Annotated in this window: 18 protein-coding genes; 6 read left to right on the top strand and 12 right to left on the bottom strand. The window is 42.6% G+C overall.

The window, feature by feature from the left end; genetic code table 11:
- Positions 1–129: 129 nt before the first annotated feature.
- Positions 130–1,641, bottom strand: coding sequence for a DEAD/DEAH box helicase (locus GGE08_RS15435; protein WP_179385783.1), 1,512 nt, complete (start codon positions 1,639–1,641; stop codon positions 130–132).
- Positions 1,642–1,885: 244 nt separating this feature from the next.
- Between GGE08_RS15435 and GGE08_RS15430 the strand changes: the two genes are divergently transcribed.
- Positions 1,886–2,749 (top strand): RNA polymerase sigma factor RpoD/SigA, encoded by an 864-nt coding sequence (locus GGE08_RS15430; RefSeq protein WP_100818963.1) that lies wholly within the window; start codon positions 1,886–1,888, stop codon positions 2,747–2,749.
- A 418-nt stretch (positions 2,750–3,167) separates the two neighbouring features.
- Here the strand turns inward: GGE08_RS15430 and GGE08_RS15425 are convergent, their stop codons facing one another.
- Positions 3,168–3,521 carry a hypothetical protein gene (locus GGE08_RS15425; RefSeq protein ID WP_179385782.1) on the bottom strand — a complete coding sequence of 118 codons (354 nt, stop codon included), beginning with the start codon at positions 3,519–3,521 and terminating at the stop codon, positions 3,168–3,170.
- Between the two features lie 10 nt (positions 3,522–3,531).
- Positions 3,532–4,311, bottom strand: coding sequence for a hypothetical protein (locus GGE08_RS15420; protein ID WP_179385781.1), 780 nt, complete (start codon positions 4,309–4,311; stop codon positions 3,532–3,534).
- A 129-nt stretch (positions 4,312–4,440) separates the two neighbouring features.
- Between GGE08_RS15420 and GGE08_RS15415 the strand changes: the two genes are divergently transcribed.
- Positions 4,441–5,724, top strand: a complete 1,284-nt coding sequence (locus GGE08_RS15415; protein WP_179385780.1) for a dipeptidase — start codon at positions 4,441–4,443, stop codon at positions 5,722–5,724.
- Here the strand turns inward: GGE08_RS15415 and GGE08_RS15410 are convergent.
- Positions 5,721–6,140, bottom strand: coding sequence for an acyl-CoA thioesterase (locus GGE08_RS15410; protein ID WP_179385779.1), 420 nt, complete (start codon positions 6,138–6,140; stop codon positions 5,721–5,723). The genes GGE08_RS15415 and GGE08_RS15410 overlap by 4 nt on opposite strands.
- A 171-nt stretch (positions 6,141–6,311) precedes the next feature.
- Positions 6,312–7,211 carry a DUF72 domain-containing protein gene (locus tag GGE08_RS15405; RefSeq protein ID WP_179385778.1) on the bottom strand — a complete coding sequence of 300 codons (900 nt, stop codon included), beginning with the start codon at positions 7,209–7,211 and terminating at the stop codon, positions 6,312–6,314.
- Positions 7,212–7,527: 316 nt separating this feature from the next.
- Here GGE08_RS15405 and GGE08_RS15400 point away from each other — a divergent pair, with 316 nt between their 5' ends.
- On the top strand, positions 7,528–7,941 hold the full coding sequence (locus tag GGE08_RS15400) for a glyoxalase (protein WP_179385777.1): 414 nt from the start codon (positions 7,528–7,530) through the stop codon (positions 7,939–7,941).
- On the opposite strand, the gene GGE08_RS15395 is transcribed toward GGE08_RS15400, so the two are convergent.
- Positions 7,927–8,610 carry a DUF2461 domain-containing protein gene (locus tag GGE08_RS15395; RefSeq protein WP_179385776.1) on the bottom strand — a complete coding sequence of 228 codons (684 nt, stop codon included), beginning with the start codon at positions 8,608–8,610 and terminating at the stop codon, positions 7,927–7,929. The two genes, GGE08_RS15400 and GGE08_RS15395, sit on opposite strands and share 15 nt — an antisense overlap.
- Before the next feature lie 91 nt (positions 8,611–8,701).
- On the opposite strand from GGE08_RS15395, the gene epsC reads away from it, so the two are divergent.
- From epsC to GGE08_RS15380, 3 genes are all read left to right on the top strand, one after another.
- On the top strand, positions 8,702–9,493 hold the full coding sequence (gene epsC / locus GGE08_RS15390; RefSeq protein WP_179385775.1) for a serine O-acetyltransferase EpsC: 792 nt from the start codon (positions 8,702–8,704) through the stop codon (positions 9,491–9,493).
- Positions 9,486–10,370, top strand: coding sequence for a cysteine synthase CysM (gene cysM, locus GGE08_RS15385; protein ID WP_179385774.1), 885 nt, complete (start codon positions 9,486–9,488; stop codon positions 10,368–10,370). The genes epsC and cysM overlap by 8 nt, the downstream gene beginning before the upstream one ends.
- 153 nt (positions 10,371–10,523) lie before the next feature.
- Entirely contained in the window at positions 10,524–11,006 is a 483-nt protein-coding gene (locus tag GGE08_RS15380) for a hypothetical protein (protein ID WP_179385773.1), read from the top strand.
- A 1-nt stretch (position 11,007) separates the two neighbouring features.
- On the opposite strand, the gene GGE08_RS15375 is transcribed toward GGE08_RS15380, so the two are convergent.
- The 6 genes from GGE08_RS15375 to hisA form a co-directional block, all read right to left on the bottom strand.
- On the bottom strand, positions 11,008–12,477 hold the full coding sequence (locus tag GGE08_RS15375) for a magnesium chelatase (RefSeq protein WP_179385772.1): 1,470 nt from the start codon (positions 12,475–12,477) through the stop codon (positions 11,008–11,010).
- Between the two features lie 8 nt (positions 12,478–12,485).
- Positions 12,486–13,652 (bottom strand): VWA domain-containing protein, encoded by a 1,167-nt coding sequence (locus GGE08_RS15370; RefSeq protein WP_179385771.1) that lies wholly within the window; start codon positions 13,650–13,652, stop codon positions 12,486–12,488.
- 63 nt (positions 13,653–13,715) lie between these two features.
- On the bottom strand, positions 13,716–14,312 hold the full coding sequence (hisIE, locus tag GGE08_RS15365) for a bifunctional phosphoribosyl-AMP cyclohydrolase/phosphoribosyl-ATP diphosphatase HisIE (RefSeq protein WP_179385770.1): 597 nt from the start codon (positions 14,310–14,312) through the stop codon (positions 13,716–13,718).
- 80 nt (positions 14,313–14,392) lie between these two features.
- Positions 14,393–15,148, bottom strand: a complete 756-nt coding sequence (gene hisF, locus GGE08_RS15360; protein ID WP_179385769.1) for an imidazole glycerol phosphate synthase subunit HisF — start codon at positions 15,146–15,148, stop codon at positions 14,393–14,395.
- A 13-nt stretch (positions 15,149–15,161) separates the two neighbouring features.
- On the bottom strand, positions 15,162–15,677 hold the full coding sequence (locus GGE08_RS15355) for a DinB family protein (protein ID WP_179385768.1): 516 nt from the start codon (positions 15,675–15,677) through the stop codon (positions 15,162–15,164).
- A complete protein-coding gene (hisA, locus tag GGE08_RS15350) occupies positions 15,670–16,401 on the bottom strand; it encodes a 1-(5-phosphoribosyl)-5-[(5-phosphoribosylamino)methylideneamino]imidazole-4-carboxamide isomerase (RefSeq protein ID WP_179385767.1) in 732 nt (243 codons plus the stop codon). The genes GGE08_RS15355 and hisA overlap by 8 nt, the downstream gene beginning before the upstream one ends.

Below are 16,401 nucleotides of genomic sequence, written 5' to 3'. Positions count from 1 at the left end.
GGATTAAAATTCAAACTCAATTATCAAGTTCAAGCTCAAATTTCAAATGCAATGGTAAGTGTAAGTTCAACTATCATGCTAAAGCTCAAATCCAAAAAACGGAGCTGCAGACATTTCTGCCAACTTAATCTACATTTTGGCCGCGAACATTTTGGAGATGCTGGAACGCAGTTTTCGCTCATAATCTTCCTCCAGCCATTCCTTATAGTTCTTGGTATTGTTCATAATGCAATAGGAATATTGCTTTACTCGATAGGAAATCTCATCCTTGAGCTCCTTGGCCAAGATTCGGGCATCAAAAACATCTTCGCTGTTTTCCACACAGATTTTCGCGTGCTGTTCAATACTCTTCTCCAGTACAATTTTTGATTTTTTGCCCTGTGCAAATATCTTTTTGTACTCTTCCTTCACATCAAAGGTGATGTTCTCCGACTTGCTGAATTTGGCGCGAAGTTCTTCGGGCATCTCATATACAAAATCCCGCTCGATTTCCTCATCATTTTTGATGTTTTCCAGGTAAAAATCAGGGAAATGAAAGATTTCTTGCCAGTCCACAGGTGCATCCCAAGGTCCGAAACGGGCAATATTATTTCCCATATCGATTACATTGAACTCATCTTTGTCAGGAAGCACCCTAGATCCCCTACCAATCATTTGGAAATATAGAGTGAGTGATCGTGTAGCCCTATTCAAAATAATGGTTTCCACCGTAGGTTCATCAAAACCCGTGGTCAATATACTCACCGAGGTGAGAATGGCATCGGGTGTTTTGGCAAACCAATCCAGAATGTCCTTGCGTTCGGAGGCCGTGTTCTTATTGTCGAGGTGCCGAACATTATACCCAGCCTTTTTAAAGGTCTCGTATACATAAAGCGATGTATTGATTCCGTTGTTGAAGATCAGCGTTTTGGTCCCCTTGGCAATTTCTTCATAGGCGGAGAGCAATTTCCCGAGCATGCTGTGTGCACTGTAAAACTCGTCCGAGGATTTTACGGTATAGTCACCATTAATGCCCAATTTAAGGGTGCGTAGGCTAACATCGTAATTATACAGGTTGGCCCTGGCCAAAAAGTTCTTTTCAATTAATGATTTTATCGACTCCCCAATGATCAGGTGCTTGTAATTGTCCTTCATGGGCAGTTTGATGTTGGAGCTCAACGGAGTGGCCGTTACACCTAAAATCGTAGACTTCTCGAAATATTTGAACAGCTTTCGGAACGAGTTGTAGTGGGCCTCATCAATGATTACCAGGCCTACATTGTTGATTTTTACTTTTTCTTCCTGAAGGCGGTTGTTCAAGGTTTCCACCATAGCCACAAAGCACATATAATCATCCTGGTCGTAGAGTTCCTTCACTTCACTGTTGATGACTTTGTTGGCCACGCCAAACCCTTTGAGCATTTTGGAGGTTTGCTTGCTCAGCTCGATACGGTGGGTAAGTACCATCACCTTTTTTCCGGTCTGTTGGATAAACCTTCGTGTAATCTCCGAAAACACTACGGTTTTTCCTCCTCCCGTGGGCAATTGGTACAAGATATTACTGCCCGCAGGAAGCTTGTCCAGTTGCTCGAAGATTTTGTTCAGGTCTTCCTCCTGATAGCCGTAAAGCGTTTTCTTTTTGATTGAGTTGTTTACTTCCAAAGGGAAAATGGCATTTTGGATTCTTAAATAAAAAACCCTACAAAATTAGGGGTTTTTTGTACTTGTGACCAATCCCAGAGGTTAATTCTATCAAAATAGTATCAACAATTACCATTTGGCCCACAATTCAACTTTTTCGATGATTTACTCATAACATTTTGATAACAATAACAATTTCGACTTGGAAAAATGGAGATTATAATGTATAATGATAGCTTGTAACACTAGTAAACCAGATATAAGAATGAGGCAGCTTAAAATTATCAAACAGGTCACGAACCGCGAATCCAAATCTCTCGACAAATACTTGCAGGACATCAGCAAAATCGATTTGATCACCGCACAGGAAGAAGTTGAGCTAGCACAGAAGATCAGGGCCGGAGACCAAGCTGCTTTGGAAAAGTTGACCAATGCCAACCTCAGGTTTGTGGTCTCCGTGGCAAAACAATATCAAAATCAGGGTCTTAAACTCCCAGATTTGATCAATGAAGGAAACGTGGGTCTGGTAAAAGCTGCCAAACGCTTTGATGAAACCCGAGGGTTTAAGTTTATCTCCTACGCGGTTTGGTGGATCCGACAATCCATTCTGCAGGCCTTGGCAGAACAGTCACGTGTGGTACGGTTGCCGTTGAACAAAATTGGTTCCATCAACAAGATAAAAAAGACCTTTTCCTATTTGGAACAGGCACATGAGCGACCACCATCGCCAGAAGAAATTGCCAAGGAGCTGGACATGACCGTTTCCGAAGTGAAGCAATCCCTCAAGAACACAGGGCGGCACGTATCTATGGATGCACCTTTAAAAGAAGGGGAAACCTCCAATTTATATGATGTATTGAACGCTGGGGATTCGCCCAAACCGGATAAGGGCCTTATGCATCAATCCCTAAACACGGAAATTAACCGAGCCTTGGATACCCTCTCCCCGCGGGAAGCGGATGTGGTTCGCCTGTATTACGGTATTGGAGATCAACCCTCTATGACTTTGGAAGAAATCGGCAGTACGTTTGATTTGACCCGCGAACGCGTAAGACAAATACGGGAAAAGGCCATTAGAAAATTGCGACATACCTCCAAAAGCAAGATCTTAAAATCTTATTTGGGATAGGTTACCTCAAAAATATGTAATAGAAAAGGGGATGCTGATTTTATCAACATCCCCTTTTCCATGATAATCACTTAAATAATTAGGATCTGCTCAATAGACTGATATCAAAGTCCGTAAGCAAGTCTTTCAAATCTTGAATAAAATTCAAGTAGGCGGTGTTTTCTTTGTTCTGGTTGTTCATGGTAACAAATTTTGGGTTTGTTTGTTAACTATAGGTAATCAAGTTCAGCAAGTTGGTTTACTGTCAAAATTTCGTTGAGTTCTTGCAAAAAAGCCAAGTATTCCTCACCGTAGGTGTCGTACAACATCGTTATCTCAATTTAAGTTTGGGTCTTTGTATAACGTGATTTCATTTCAAAGATTATGTGCTTTCCTCAAATTGTGGTGAAACACCTGCTTCGGGTGGTGAAATCCTTTTTTATTTCATGTTCAAAATGTCCAATGCTATCTCAAAATCCAACTCCTTGTCCACTTTACTGGGACGAATGTTGAACTCGTCGTAAATAAAGCAAAGGTTCATGGGCAATCTTCTTCGTTCGGTTTCTGTCATCAATCCCAATTTTTCCTGCAGTTCATTCTTAATTTGAAAGGCCTTGCTGCTAATTTTGGGATTGTCATGCGACTCCAGTTCCTTCAAAAAGGGTATTTCCTTATGGTCCCCTACTTCCAACATTTCATCCAACAGCAACAATTGGCACTCCAGGTCCGTAGTATGCTGAAACAAAGGGTAAAAAACACTTTGCAAGTATTTGGGAAGCTCATGGGTCGCCATCTTCACTTTTTTACAAGGTTCTGAATATCTCCATTTCAAAATCTATCTGCTCTTGAATCTTGGGATATTCCTGCAGAAACTGGTCGTATAAAAAATTCAAATGTCTTTCATCCCTATCCGTTTTACACAGTCTTGAAATCTGCTGAGCAACTTCCAGCAGCCCAAAAGTTTTCATCATGCGCAGGGATGGCATTATTTTTTGACAGGAAAGCTCCAGTTCCACAAAGTTTTTGTTGATTAGATTGACCTTGGCACTTCCTATAAACTCAAAAACATGCTGTTGGAACATGCGAACCAATTCTTCCAAAAGCTCCATTTGGCCCATGCAGTCTTCCAAAACAGGCTGAAGGTCAATTTTTTGGGAAGAGAAACCAGCTTGCAAGCTTTTTTCTATAAATTCAAAATCGGTGGACATACCGTCTACATTTTTATGTTGATTCTGTGTGTTTTTCTTCGGATGTTGGGCCAGTTTTTTAAGTTCATTCACAAGTTCCTGTTGCTCTGGGGACAGTGTTGTGGCTTCAAGTGCGCCAACAAGGGAAATCAATTTGTCCGGATTCACCTCGTTAAACTCCCTTTTGTCCAAGCTTTGGATACCCACTTTTTCGTAGATGTTTTCGAGCTGTTTCATTTCTGAGGCCCCAAAAACTTTATTTTCCAGCCCCATTTTAAATACCTCAAAGGACTTTTTAAGCTTTCCGGCCTCTACCACGCCCAACTCTTCGTAGGAGAATGAGCTCAATCCGATTTCCAACTTTTCCAGATACCTCAATAGTTCTCGTGTTCCCAATGTCTTGTGCTAATGGTTATTATTACACTTAAAAGTGTGGATAATACCAAGGGATTACAATTTATTGTTCCGTAGCATTCGGATTTTGTTGTCAAATTGCGTTATTTGTATGTGTAAAAAAAACCAACCATGAAATATTTAAGTTTACTATTGATCCTTGCCTTACTTGTCTCCTGTGCGGAGAAAAAACCTGAAAAAACAGAAAGCTTGGAAGAAAAAGCACAACGGATTCATGATTCCGTGATCACTATCGATACGCACGACGATATCAACGTGCAAAACTTTACGGACAGCATTAACTACACCCAACGACTGGAAACCCAAGTCAACCTTCCCAAAATGAAAGAAGGTGGACTGGATGCCGTCTTTTTGATCGTGTATACAGGTCAGGATACGTTGACCACCGAAGGATATGCCAAGGCATCCGAAAATGCCATGGCCAAGTTCGATGCCATTCACCGACTCTGTGAAGAGATAGCACCGGACCAGATAGAATTGGCGTTAACTTCGGACGACGTAAGACGTGTTGCCGCATCTGGCAAAAAAGTGGCCATGATCGGAGTTGAAAATGCTTATCCCATCGGTGAAGATCTATCCAAAATAGAGGAATACCAAAAAAGAGGAGCACTTTACATGTCGCTTTCCCATAACGGTCACAGCCAATTCAGTGATTCGAACACAGGGGAAAGAGATAGCGTTTGGTTGCATAACGGCCTAAGCGAATTGGGCAAGAAGGCGGTAGCAGAAATGAACCGTGTAGGAATCATGATCGATGTGTCCCATCCATCCAAAGAAGCGATGAAACAAATGATAGCGCTGTCTAAGGCTCCCATTATTGCCTCGCATTCTTCTGCTAGGGCACTTTGCGACCACAGCCGAAACTTGGACGACGAACAACTGATGTTGATGAAAGAAAATGGTGGTGTAGTGCAAACAGTGGCCTTTAGCTCCTATTTGAACACCGAAAAGCACGAAGCGCGATCTGCCTACATGACCGAAGTGTATAAAAAAGTAGCGGATTCCTTAGGAGTTGCTTGGTACGAGCGCTCTCAATTTGCTACACTGACCGATGCGCAACGGGAGGAGTTTTTCGCAAACTATCGAAAAGTGATGAACATTGGCGAGGAATGGGCCGAAACAGATGCTTCTGCCCCACCAGCTGTTAATGTTGCCGACTTTGTGGACCACATTGACTATATGGTAAAGTTGATCGGTATTAACCACGTAGGTATCAGTTCCGATTTTGATGGAGGTGGCGGTATCGAAGGCTGGTCCGATGCCTCGGAAACCTTCAATGTTACCTTGGAACTGGTCAAAAGAGGGTATACCGAGGAAGAAATCGCTAAATTATGGGGCGGTAACCTTTTGCGCGTCTTGGACGAAGTTCAGGCCGTGGCCCAAACCATGGATTAGGAAGCGGCTTTATCCTCTTCTTTTTCTTTTTTCGCCAATCGGTCCTTTACGTATTCGATTTTTGTTTTGCCGTGTGGCTTAGGGTTGCCGTTTTCATCTAGATTGACCATAATGATATTGTCAACCGTAACAATACTTTCGTGGGTCATCTTGTTTCGTACTTCACAATTGAGCGAAATTGAGGTGACCCCGAATTTTATGACTTCAATCCCGATTTCAATAATGTCTCCCTCGTGGGCGGTACTCATAAAATTGATCTCGGACATGTACTTGGTCACGATTTTTTTGTTCTCCAACTGAATGATGCTGTACAATACCGCCTCTTCGTCTATCCAGGCCAGCACCTTGCCCCCGAAAAGCGTTCCATTGGCGTTCAAATCTTCTGGTTTAACCCATTTTCTTGTATGAAATCGCATAGTTGAAATATTTTGAATTCCATTGCAAAGTTAGTCCAATACCTATAAGAATATGCTGGCCAACCCTTTAAATTCATGTGAATTGTGAATTTGAAACTTTTGGGTGGGAACAACTGTTGAGTGTGTAATTTTTGCCGTTTGGGATTTTTGACTTGATGAATTCGGCGATTTTTAATCGAACAGCCCATTCTGCGGCGGCAGCGTAGTTTTGGGAATATGTAGGTCAAAACCCAATTTGGAGTTTAGTTGTTTTATAAAATAAGCCGATAAGAGGGGTGATTCTACCTCCATGTTCTGATGCACAAAAAAGTGAATGTGTTCAAGCCCCATGGCTATCCACGAAGACAATCGATCTATCCAGTCATCCAAACGGGGATAATCCGAAGGATGGTTGGCTCCTACATAACGAATAAAGGCCTCGTTAGTGGTCAATCGCATATGCATAAGGTCTCGTCTGCCTGCGGTATCCACCAAAACATTGGTGATGTTGTTTTCTTCCAATAAATGGAAAAGTTCCTGTGCCACTTTTTCATCATTGAACCAATCGGTGTGTCGAAATTCCATGGCCAGCGGAAATTCCTTGGGCCAATATTCCACAAACCGCACTACCCTATCCCAGTTTTTGGGACCAAAGTTGTTGTGCATTTGTAAAAAGATGGTGCCGAGTTTGTCCCCAAGCAAAGGGGTTACGGCCAAATACCGGTCCACCGCCTCGAGCGCCTTATCGTTCATACGGCGCAAATGGCTGACCTCATTGGTCATTTTTGGGAAGAATTTGAAGTCCTCCGGGGTTTTGTCGCGCCATTTTTCATAAGTATCCGCAGGAAAGATGCGGTAAAAGGTCGCATTCAGTTCAATACTGTTGAATTGGGTCGAATAGTATTCCAGTTCATCTTTTGTGCCCCTCGGGTAAAAATTCTTCAGATCTTGCCTGTTCCACTTGGCACAGCCCACATATACCTTGGTTTTAGCGCCAGTCTTGGTTTTGGACAAAACAACTTGGGTATCGGGATGATCAGGGGGAATGGTAAAATCAACGTTTTCAGGATGGTCTACTTTTCCGAATTTCATATGCGTTCTAGTTGCGAATAGAATATAAAAATAGCATTTTGCTTTCTGGCAGACAGGACCAAGATTGTTTCTTTTTTAGTATTTTTAAGACATGACACCTTTCAATAGACCCATTAAAATCGTCAAACTCTTCAGGTATTTAGTGCTGATTGAATTTACAGTGTGCATACTTTGTCTAGCCATTTATTGGATTTCGAAGTTGTTTTGAAGTCCAAATGGACACAAACTGCAATTTGTTCATAACATCGTTGACAACTATTGCCCTATTTAAAAGTGTGCGGTGGTTGATTCTGTAATTTTATTAAAAATCACAGCAATGGATTCAGCATCCGACCGCCGATTGGACATTCGTCCCACCATTTCATCCACACATTTTAACAGCCAAATGGGTTTTGACGAGCATTTTCAGAACAAGACTCTTCGCCCGGTGCTCAAACTCCAAAATTATTTGTTGATAGAGGCCTTCAAAAATTATGCGAACAAGCATAAAGGTGTTTTCTACGAACTTTCCTTGGAGAAAAAGTTCCAGTATATTGAGCGGGCCATCCAAAAGGACATCAAGTTCCGAAATTCCCTAAAGGGAATGGTTATTGGCCAGTTTACGGTGGAAGAATATCGCGATTACATCACCAATTCCTCTGCATTAAACAAGCGTATGATGAACATGGTGGTGGAGCGTCTCAAGGATCAAATACAGCTTTTAGAGGAAGAAACGTTATTCCAGAATTGACTCGCCGTTTAAATTAGTGGTGAGAATTTCGCTCATTAGATCAAAATAAGGGCGAATGGCCTTGTATGACCTGTCCACTTCATCCAAAAAAGTGGACGACAACACTTCCGAATCCTTGAAATTCCGCATAAAAACGAATTGCTTTTTTCGGATAAGGTCAATATCGGGATGTTCCTTGTCAAATCCCTTGGGAGCCGTTTTCACTTCGTCGCCCTGTAGCTCGCCCCAAATCGATTTTAATTCGGGCTGGTTGATAACCTTGCGAAATTCATCCGCGTCCATCTCCAATTCTTTGCGTATACGAAAAAGGTCTTCCTTCTCCGGAGCCCAAAACCCAACTCCCAAAAAGGATTGACCAGGCTTTAGATGAATGTAGTATCCTCCTCGTAAATGTGCGCCCAACCGGGAAAAGAAACCAGCAAAATGGGCTTTATACGGACTTTTATCCTTGGAAAAACGTACATCCCTGTAAATCCGGAACAACTTCATTTTTTCAATCTCATCATGATGGCTCAAATTAAGTTTGGCCGCTTCCAGAAAATTTTTGACCTCCGATTGCCGTTTTTTGAAGGTTTTCTTGTTTGCTTCAAACCAATCCCGGTCATTATTTTTCTCCAATTCGGTCAAAAAATCAAAAACTTCCTTAGAGATGGTTACATTGGATGCCATATATCGGTAATATGTTATTTTTACTCTAAAGTTAGCCTTTTATACCATGGTTTGGTAAGGTTTTGTCTAATTTTAGACTATAAACCGCAGTATGGACAAGGAGAGAATTATAGCCGAACTCATTAGGCACAAAAAGCTGCCTTACTTGGATTTTCGTTTGAAACAAGAGACCGAGGATTTCACGGATACGCTTTTTCACACCTTATTTGACGCCAATACCCCCGTAGCGGTCAACTTGGAATTATTGGAAAAAAAGTTCAATAGGCTGATGGACATGGCCTGCTGGGACTTGGAAAAGCCCAGTGAGGAACTCTGGAACGAATATGTGGAACATTTACCAAAGATTCTGGAAAACCTAATTTTGGATGCCGAGGCCATCTTAAATTGTGACCCAGCTTCCCTTTCTATCCAAGAAATCTACATGGCCTACCCAGGTTTTTATGCCATCGCCATCTATCGCTTGGCGCACGAGCTTTATGCGGAGGGTGTTCCTTTGATTCCACGAATGATGACGGAATATGCGCATAGACAAACCGGGGTCGACATCAACCCTGGAGCTACCATTGGTAAATCCTTTTTTATCGATCATGCCACAGGTGTGGTCATCGGGGAAACTGCCGTAATCCACGACAACGTTAAAATTTACCAAGGGGTGACCTTGGGTGCCTTGTATGTGGCGAAGAATTTGGAAAAAACAAAACGGCACCCGACCATTGAAAACAATGTGACCATATATGCCAATGCTACCATTTTAGGCGGTGAAACCGTAGTGGGGGCCAATTCCGTCATTGGTGGTAATGCATGGATCACTTCCTCCGTGCCGCCCAACTCAACTGTTTATCACAAACCAGAAATCAAAATAAAGACAACCCCAAATGTCTAACAGCATACTAGACCTTATCGGAAACACCCCCATGGTGGAATCCAAAGTATTGAATACCAATCCTAACGTAAGACTTTTTTTTAAACTTGAGGGAAACAATCCTGGTGGAAGCGTTAAAGACCGTCCTGCCTACAACATGATCAAAAGTGGTCTGGAGCGCGGTGATTTTACCAAAGAGACCAAATTGATTGAGGCCACTAGCGGCAACACCGGTATTGCTTTGGCCATGATAGCTAGCCTTTTTGGCCTTGACATTGAATTGGTGATGCCCGAAAACTCTACAAAAGAACGTGTTCAGACCATGCGTGCCTATGGCGCAAAGGTGACCTTGACTTCTGCCGATGTGGGTATTGAAGGTGCCCGCGATTATGCCGAAACCAAGGTAAAGGAAGATGGCTTTAAGATGCTCAATCAATTCTCGAACAACGATAATTGGAAAGCGCACTACAAAACAACGGGACCTGAAATTTGGAAGGATACCGATGGTCAAGTCACCCATTTTGTTTCCAGTATGGGAACTACGGGGACCATTATGGGCACTTCTACTTATCTGAAGGAACAGAATCCGGACATACAAATTGTGGGCGTACAACCCACGGACGATGCTAAGATTCCGGGCATACGAAAATGGCCCGAAGCATACCTGCCAAAAATCTTCAATCCTGAAAAAGTGGATACTGTAATGGAAGTCAGTGAACAGGAAGCTATTGAAATGGCCAAGCGTTTGGCGCGAGAGGAAGGCATATTTTCCGGAATGAGCAGCGGAGGAGCCGCTACTGTCGCTTTGCGATTGGCAAACGCTTTGGAAAGTGGCACCATCGTTTCCATTGTTTGTGACCGCGGGGACCGGTATCTGTCATCAGACTTGTTTGACTGATTTCTTCAGGATGTTTTTATATCCATTTTTGTGCGTTTCATGACGGATTTTTCGCATTATCCAACATTGGTTTGCGGGTCATCGATTTCTTTGAAATAGTACTCCAAAAACCCCGTTCTTTAACTTATCAATAGTCCCAAATCGAAGTTAAAGATGCATACAATATCAAAAATCATCACTTGGAAAAGGAATATCTTGGCCAGTGTAGCCGTTTTGGCAAGCCTTATAGTGTTGAGCTTTTATGGAGTGTACACCAATCAATTTTATTTTTTAAAGCCGGACAACTACATATTCCCACTATTGGCCTCCGTTCATTTTCTGTACCTCTACGTGGTTTGGTTTAAAATTACCGAAGATGAACTTCCCGACCCAAAGATGCGTAATATCGAATATGTGCTCTACGCCATAATGATCGTATACCTTTTTAAAATATATGATAGCGTAGCTGTTTTAAATTCGATAGAATTCTACGGACAACACGTAATCCCAACTACTTTTAAGCCCATCGCGACTCTCTCCGTGGTACTCTACAGTATTTTACCGATTCTGACGCTTTACACCTTTTGGTTAAGGAAACGATTCGTGGGTGTCTATAATTTTGAGAACTACAACGACAACCTAAACATTTGGCAATAGCTTACAGGCCTCGGATATAGCTTCCATAAAGATCTTTAAACTGATAGCCTTGCTGAAAGCGGTGTTTGCTCAATTTTTTATAGGCCACCAAGCCCCAAAGCAGTAACTCTTTCAAAAAATATACATCCTCTCTTGAGGCATCGGGCTGATACTCCTTTATCAGTTGGTTTAATGGGCCGATGGAGTCCAATTTTGATTTATAATCGTCATCTTTTTCATCATCCAATAAATCGAAACCTTCGCCATCAAAGAACCAGCTTACCAATTCATCATATTCATTTTCTTCTTCTTTGCGCTGAAGCTTGTCGATTTTCGGGAAGTAATTGGGAAACAAGGATTTTATCGCATCTTCAATCAGGTTTTCGGCCACTGAGCCTGCTCCCTCCTGCTCTCCTTCATACACCAATTCTATTTTTCCAGTAATTGAGGGCACTATACCCATAAAATCGCTCAAACGCAGTGTGGTCTTTTGGTCTCCAGCCATAATGGCCCTGCGTTCGGCAGTACTCAATAAATTTTCAAAAGCGGTGATGCTCATACGTGCACTTACGCCACTTTTAGCATCTACGTACTCACTTTTTCTAGCTTCAAAACTGATTTGTTCCAGCAAATCCATGGCGATTTCGGGAACATACACAAAATCAGACTGACGCTTATCTAGTTTCGCTTCCTGCTTAGTGATTTTTTTTGCTACCTCAATATTTTCAGGATAATGCGTCAATATTTGGGAACCAATCCTGTCTTTCAATGGGGTGACAATACTGCCCCTGTTGGTGTAATCTTCGGGGTTGGCCGTAAACACAAATTGAATATCCAAATGCAACCTAAGCTTGAAGCCTCTAATCTGTATGTCTCCTTCCTGCAGGATATTGAACAACGCTACTTGAATCCTTGCTTGAAGGTCAGGGAGTTCGTTGATGACAAAAATACAACGGTTGGCCCTCGGTATCATTCCAAAGTGAATCACCCTGTCATCGGCGTAAGATAATTTTAGATTGGCCGCTTTAATGGGGTCCACATCACCAATCAAATCCGCTACGGTTACGTCGGGAGTGGCCAATTTTTCATAGAAGCGCTCACTGCGGTGCACCCAACTGATTGGCGTTTCATCCCCTTTTTCCTTTACCAACTCGGTCGCAAATCGGGAAATGGGCGCCAAGGGGTCGTCATGGATTTCGGAACCCTTCACAATGGGCATCCATTCATCCAAAAGTTGCACCATCAAGCGGGCCAAGCGTGTTTTGGCCTGCCCTCTTAGTCCCAATAAGTTGATATTGTGACGGGATAAAATCGCTCTTTCCAATTCTGGGATTACGGAATTCTCATATCCCCAAACCCCTTCGAAGACTTGTTCCTTTTTGGCTATCTTTTCCAAAAGGTTCTCCCGAAGTTCATCCTTGATACTTTTGCTGGTATAACCCGCCGCTTTTAGTTCGCCAAGCGTATTGATTTTGGTATGGTCCAAGTTCATATATTGTTTTATCCTTTTATTCTTCTTTTTCTATTCTGTTCGTAATCTTCAAAAATCATTTCGCCCAAACCTTTAAGTCCCGTGTAAAAGGCCTTTCCCTTGTTGGCTTTGGTAAATTCCCGAACAAACTGCATCAAATAAGGGTCTTCTGCAATCATAAAGGTAGTTATGGGAATATGGAGTTTTCGGGCCTGTTGTGCCATGGCATAGCATTTTTCAACAATGTATTCGTCCAATCCAACGCTATTTTTATAGTAGTCGCCATTGGGAAGACGCAAGCACGACGGCTTTCCATCCGTAATCATAAATATTTGCTTATTGGTGTTCCGTTTTCTACGGAGCATATCCATGGCTAGCTGCAAACCGGCAACCGTATTGGTATGGTAAGGTCCCACCCTCAAATACGGCAAATCTTTGATGGGGATGGGCCATGCATCATTTCCGAACACCAAAATATCTAAGGTATCCTTTGGATAACGAGTTGTAATCAGTTCTGCCAGAGCCATCGCCACCTTTTTGGCGGGGGTAATGCGGTCCTCGCCATACAGAATCATACTATGGCTGATATCGATCATCAACACGGTACTCATCTGGGCCTTATGCTGTGTATCTTCTACCACCAAATCCTCCTCGCTCAAGGAAAAATTATCCAATCCGTGATTGACCTGGGCGTTTTTAAGGCTTTCCGTCATGCTAATATGTTCCAGCGAATCCCCAAATCGATATTCCCGCAACTCACCTGTATGCTCATCGCCTTTACCAGATTTTCCTGTTTTATGGTTTCCAGAACCACTTCGTTTGATTTTTCCAAAGATTTGGTCCAAGGCCCGTTGACGCAGCATTCGTTCCAGCTTGGCGGTAATGGAAAGATTACCACCTCGACCACCGTTTTCCTCACCTTCTTCACCTTCGCCGCCTTGGGGATTATCCATATCGAATTCTTCACGGATATACCCTTTGGACTTCAAATCTTCTATAAAATCGTCGATGGTATAATCGTCGTCGGTAAGCTCGTATTCCTTGTCGAGTTCGCGCAGCCAGTCCAAAGCCTCCTCCACATCGCCCGAAGTATGGGTGACGAGTTCTTGGAAAATCTCAAATAGTTTTTCGAACGGAGTTTGGTCCGGAGCCTCGTATTTGGTAAAACGGAACCCTTTTCTTGTGTTCATAGCCATCACATAAATTTACGGTATTTCGCTGTAAAGGCTAAACGTTTAGAAAAAACTTAACGGATTTGTTTAATGCCGTTTTTCGAGGACTTGGGCAATATCGTTGAGCGAATAGCCCTTCGCCTGCAAAAGAATGAGGTAGTGAAACAACAAATCGGCACTCTCATTTAAGAATAGCTCCTCGTTGTCGTCTTTGGCCTCTATTACGGTCTCCACAGCTTCCTCCCCCACTTTTTGGGCGATTTTATTAATGCCTTTTCGGAACAAGGACGCGACATAGCTATCGGGATTCTCTTGGTCATTTTTCCTTGATTCGATAACAGCTTCCAAGGTGGATAAAAAACCATAGCCTTGAACATTTTCCTCGGCCCAGCAGGTATCGGTTCCTTTATGGCAGGTAGGACCAACTGGATTTACCTTGACCAAAAGCGTATCGTTATCGCAATCCACTTGCATATCCACTAGGTTCAAAAAGTTCCCGCTTTCCTCGCCTTTGGTCCATAATCGCTGTTTGGAACGGCTAAAAAATGTGACTTTCTGTGTTTCTTGGGTTTTTTCAAACGCTTCTTGGTTCATGTAGCCGAGCATCAAAACATTTTTGGTTGTTGCATCTTGAACAATGGCCGGCACAAGTCCGTCTGAATTTTTATTGAAGTCTATTTGCATTTTGTATGTATTGTACTTGTCATATCGAGATGTCATCCTGAGCGCAGTCGAAGGAGCAGTCGAGATATGACAAACCTAATTTATATCCTTACCGGAATTCCTTCCTCCTTTAATTCTTGTTTGAGCGTATTGATTTCGATTTCCTTAAAATGAAAAACACTGGCAGCCAAAGCAGCATCAGCTTTTCCATCTTTGAAAGTGTCCGTAAAGTGTGAAATGGTTCCTGCCCCACCTGAAGCGATCACCGGAATATTAACCAATTCGGACAATTTGGCCAATGCTTGATTGGCGAAGCCATTTTTGGTACCGTCGTGGTCCATGGAAGTGAACAAAATTTCACCTGCACCACGCTTTTCTACTTCCTTTGCCCATTCAAAAAGGTCCAATTCCGTGGGAACCTTCCCCCCTACCAAATGTACTTTCCATCGTCCGTTTATTTGTTTGGCATCAATGGCAACAACGATACATTGAGAACCAAATTTGGCGACCAATTCATTGATCAATTCGGGCCGTTTTACCGCTGATGAGTTGATGGAAACCTTATCGGCACCGTTTTTCAAAAGTATGTCTACATCCTCTATGGACGAAATCCCACCACCCACGGTAAAAGGTATATTGATGGTCTCTGCTACATGATAGACTAGTTCGGCAAGGGTCTTTCTTTTCTCTTCGGTGGCCGAAATATCTAAAAAAACCAACTCGTCGGCACCTTCTTGGGCATAAATGGACGCCAGTTCCACAGGATCGCCCGCATCGCGTAGGTCCACAAAGTTGATTCCTTTTACAGTTCGTCCGTTTTTAATATCCAGACAGGGTATAATTCTTTTGGTGAGCATTTAGAGAATACTATTATTCATTCTTGGCATTTAGATTGACACCTCCATAAAATGCCAAATCCTTATTCTTTAAAATCTTTGTCCAAAGCGCTATTTGCCCAGTGTGATAGGATAAATGTTCCGTGACATGGATGATGTTCCCCACCCCGGAAAAGTTAAAGCCCTGAACATTGCGTTTGCGCAATAATTCATTGATGGGAGCATCATAAAACGCCCTTTTGGCATCGGACAACGTATCTTCCAATTTTTTCAACAATTCCGCTTTTGTGTAGCCCGATTCCGTTGAAAATTCCTCATCCCGCTTGCGCTCATCTTCCAAATTTTGAATGGACGCTATCCCATATTGGGTAATGTTTCCACACAAATGAAGGATGAGATTGGCAATACTGTTGCTCGATTCGTTCGGTTTTTCCCAAACCTGCTCTTCCGACAGTTGTTCCAAACAAATTTTGATCATGCGAAGGCTCTCGTTCATTCGATAACCCGCATTCCAAACCAATTCTTCCTGGAGTTCTTTTTCCTTATCCATTTTCAAGAATATAATGTTCCAATTGCTTTAAACTGATCTTGCCTTCATAAATGGCTTTGCCAATGATTGTGCCTTCACAACCAATATCGGCAAGTTTGGGGAGTTCGTCAAAGGTGGAGATGCCACCACTGGCTATTAAATTTAATCCTTTTTTGGTTTCGGACAGCATTTTTTGATACAAGTCAAAAGCAGGACCTTGCAACATGCCATCTTTGCTGATATCGGTACAGATTACATATTCAATTCCTTCGGATTGGTACTCTTGTACAAAAGGAATCAGCTCCAGGTCCGATTCTTCCTGCCAGCCCGATACAGCAACTTTTCCATGGTTCGCATCGGCTCCCAGAATAATTTTTCTGGCTCCGTAGGTCGACAACCAGCTCAAAAAGGTATCCCTATCCTTTACTGCAATGCTTCCACCTGTGATTTGATGTGCCCCGCTTTCAAAAGCGACGTGTAAATCATCTCCAGATTTTAGCCCACCCCCAAAATCAATTTGCAAATTGGTTTTTAAAGCAATGGTTTCCAATACTTTGTAGTTGACAATGTGTTGGGACTTAGCGCCATCCAAATCCACCAGATGTAAATATTGGATTCCATGGGCCTCAAATTCCTTGGCGACTTCCAACGGATTTTCATTGTAGATTTTTTTGGTGCTGTAATCACCTTTGGAAAGACGGACGCACTTCCCGTCGATAATATCTATGGCTGGAATAATTCTCAT

It is taken from the genome of Allomuricauda sp. ARW1Y1 (assembly GCF_013407935.1).
Taxonomy (GTDB): Bacteria; Bacteroidota; Bacteroidia; order Flavobacteriales; family Flavobacteriaceae; genus Flagellimonas.
The sequence above is the reverse complement of the archived record's forward strand: the minus strand, read 5'-3'. Positions and strand labels throughout refer to the sequence as shown.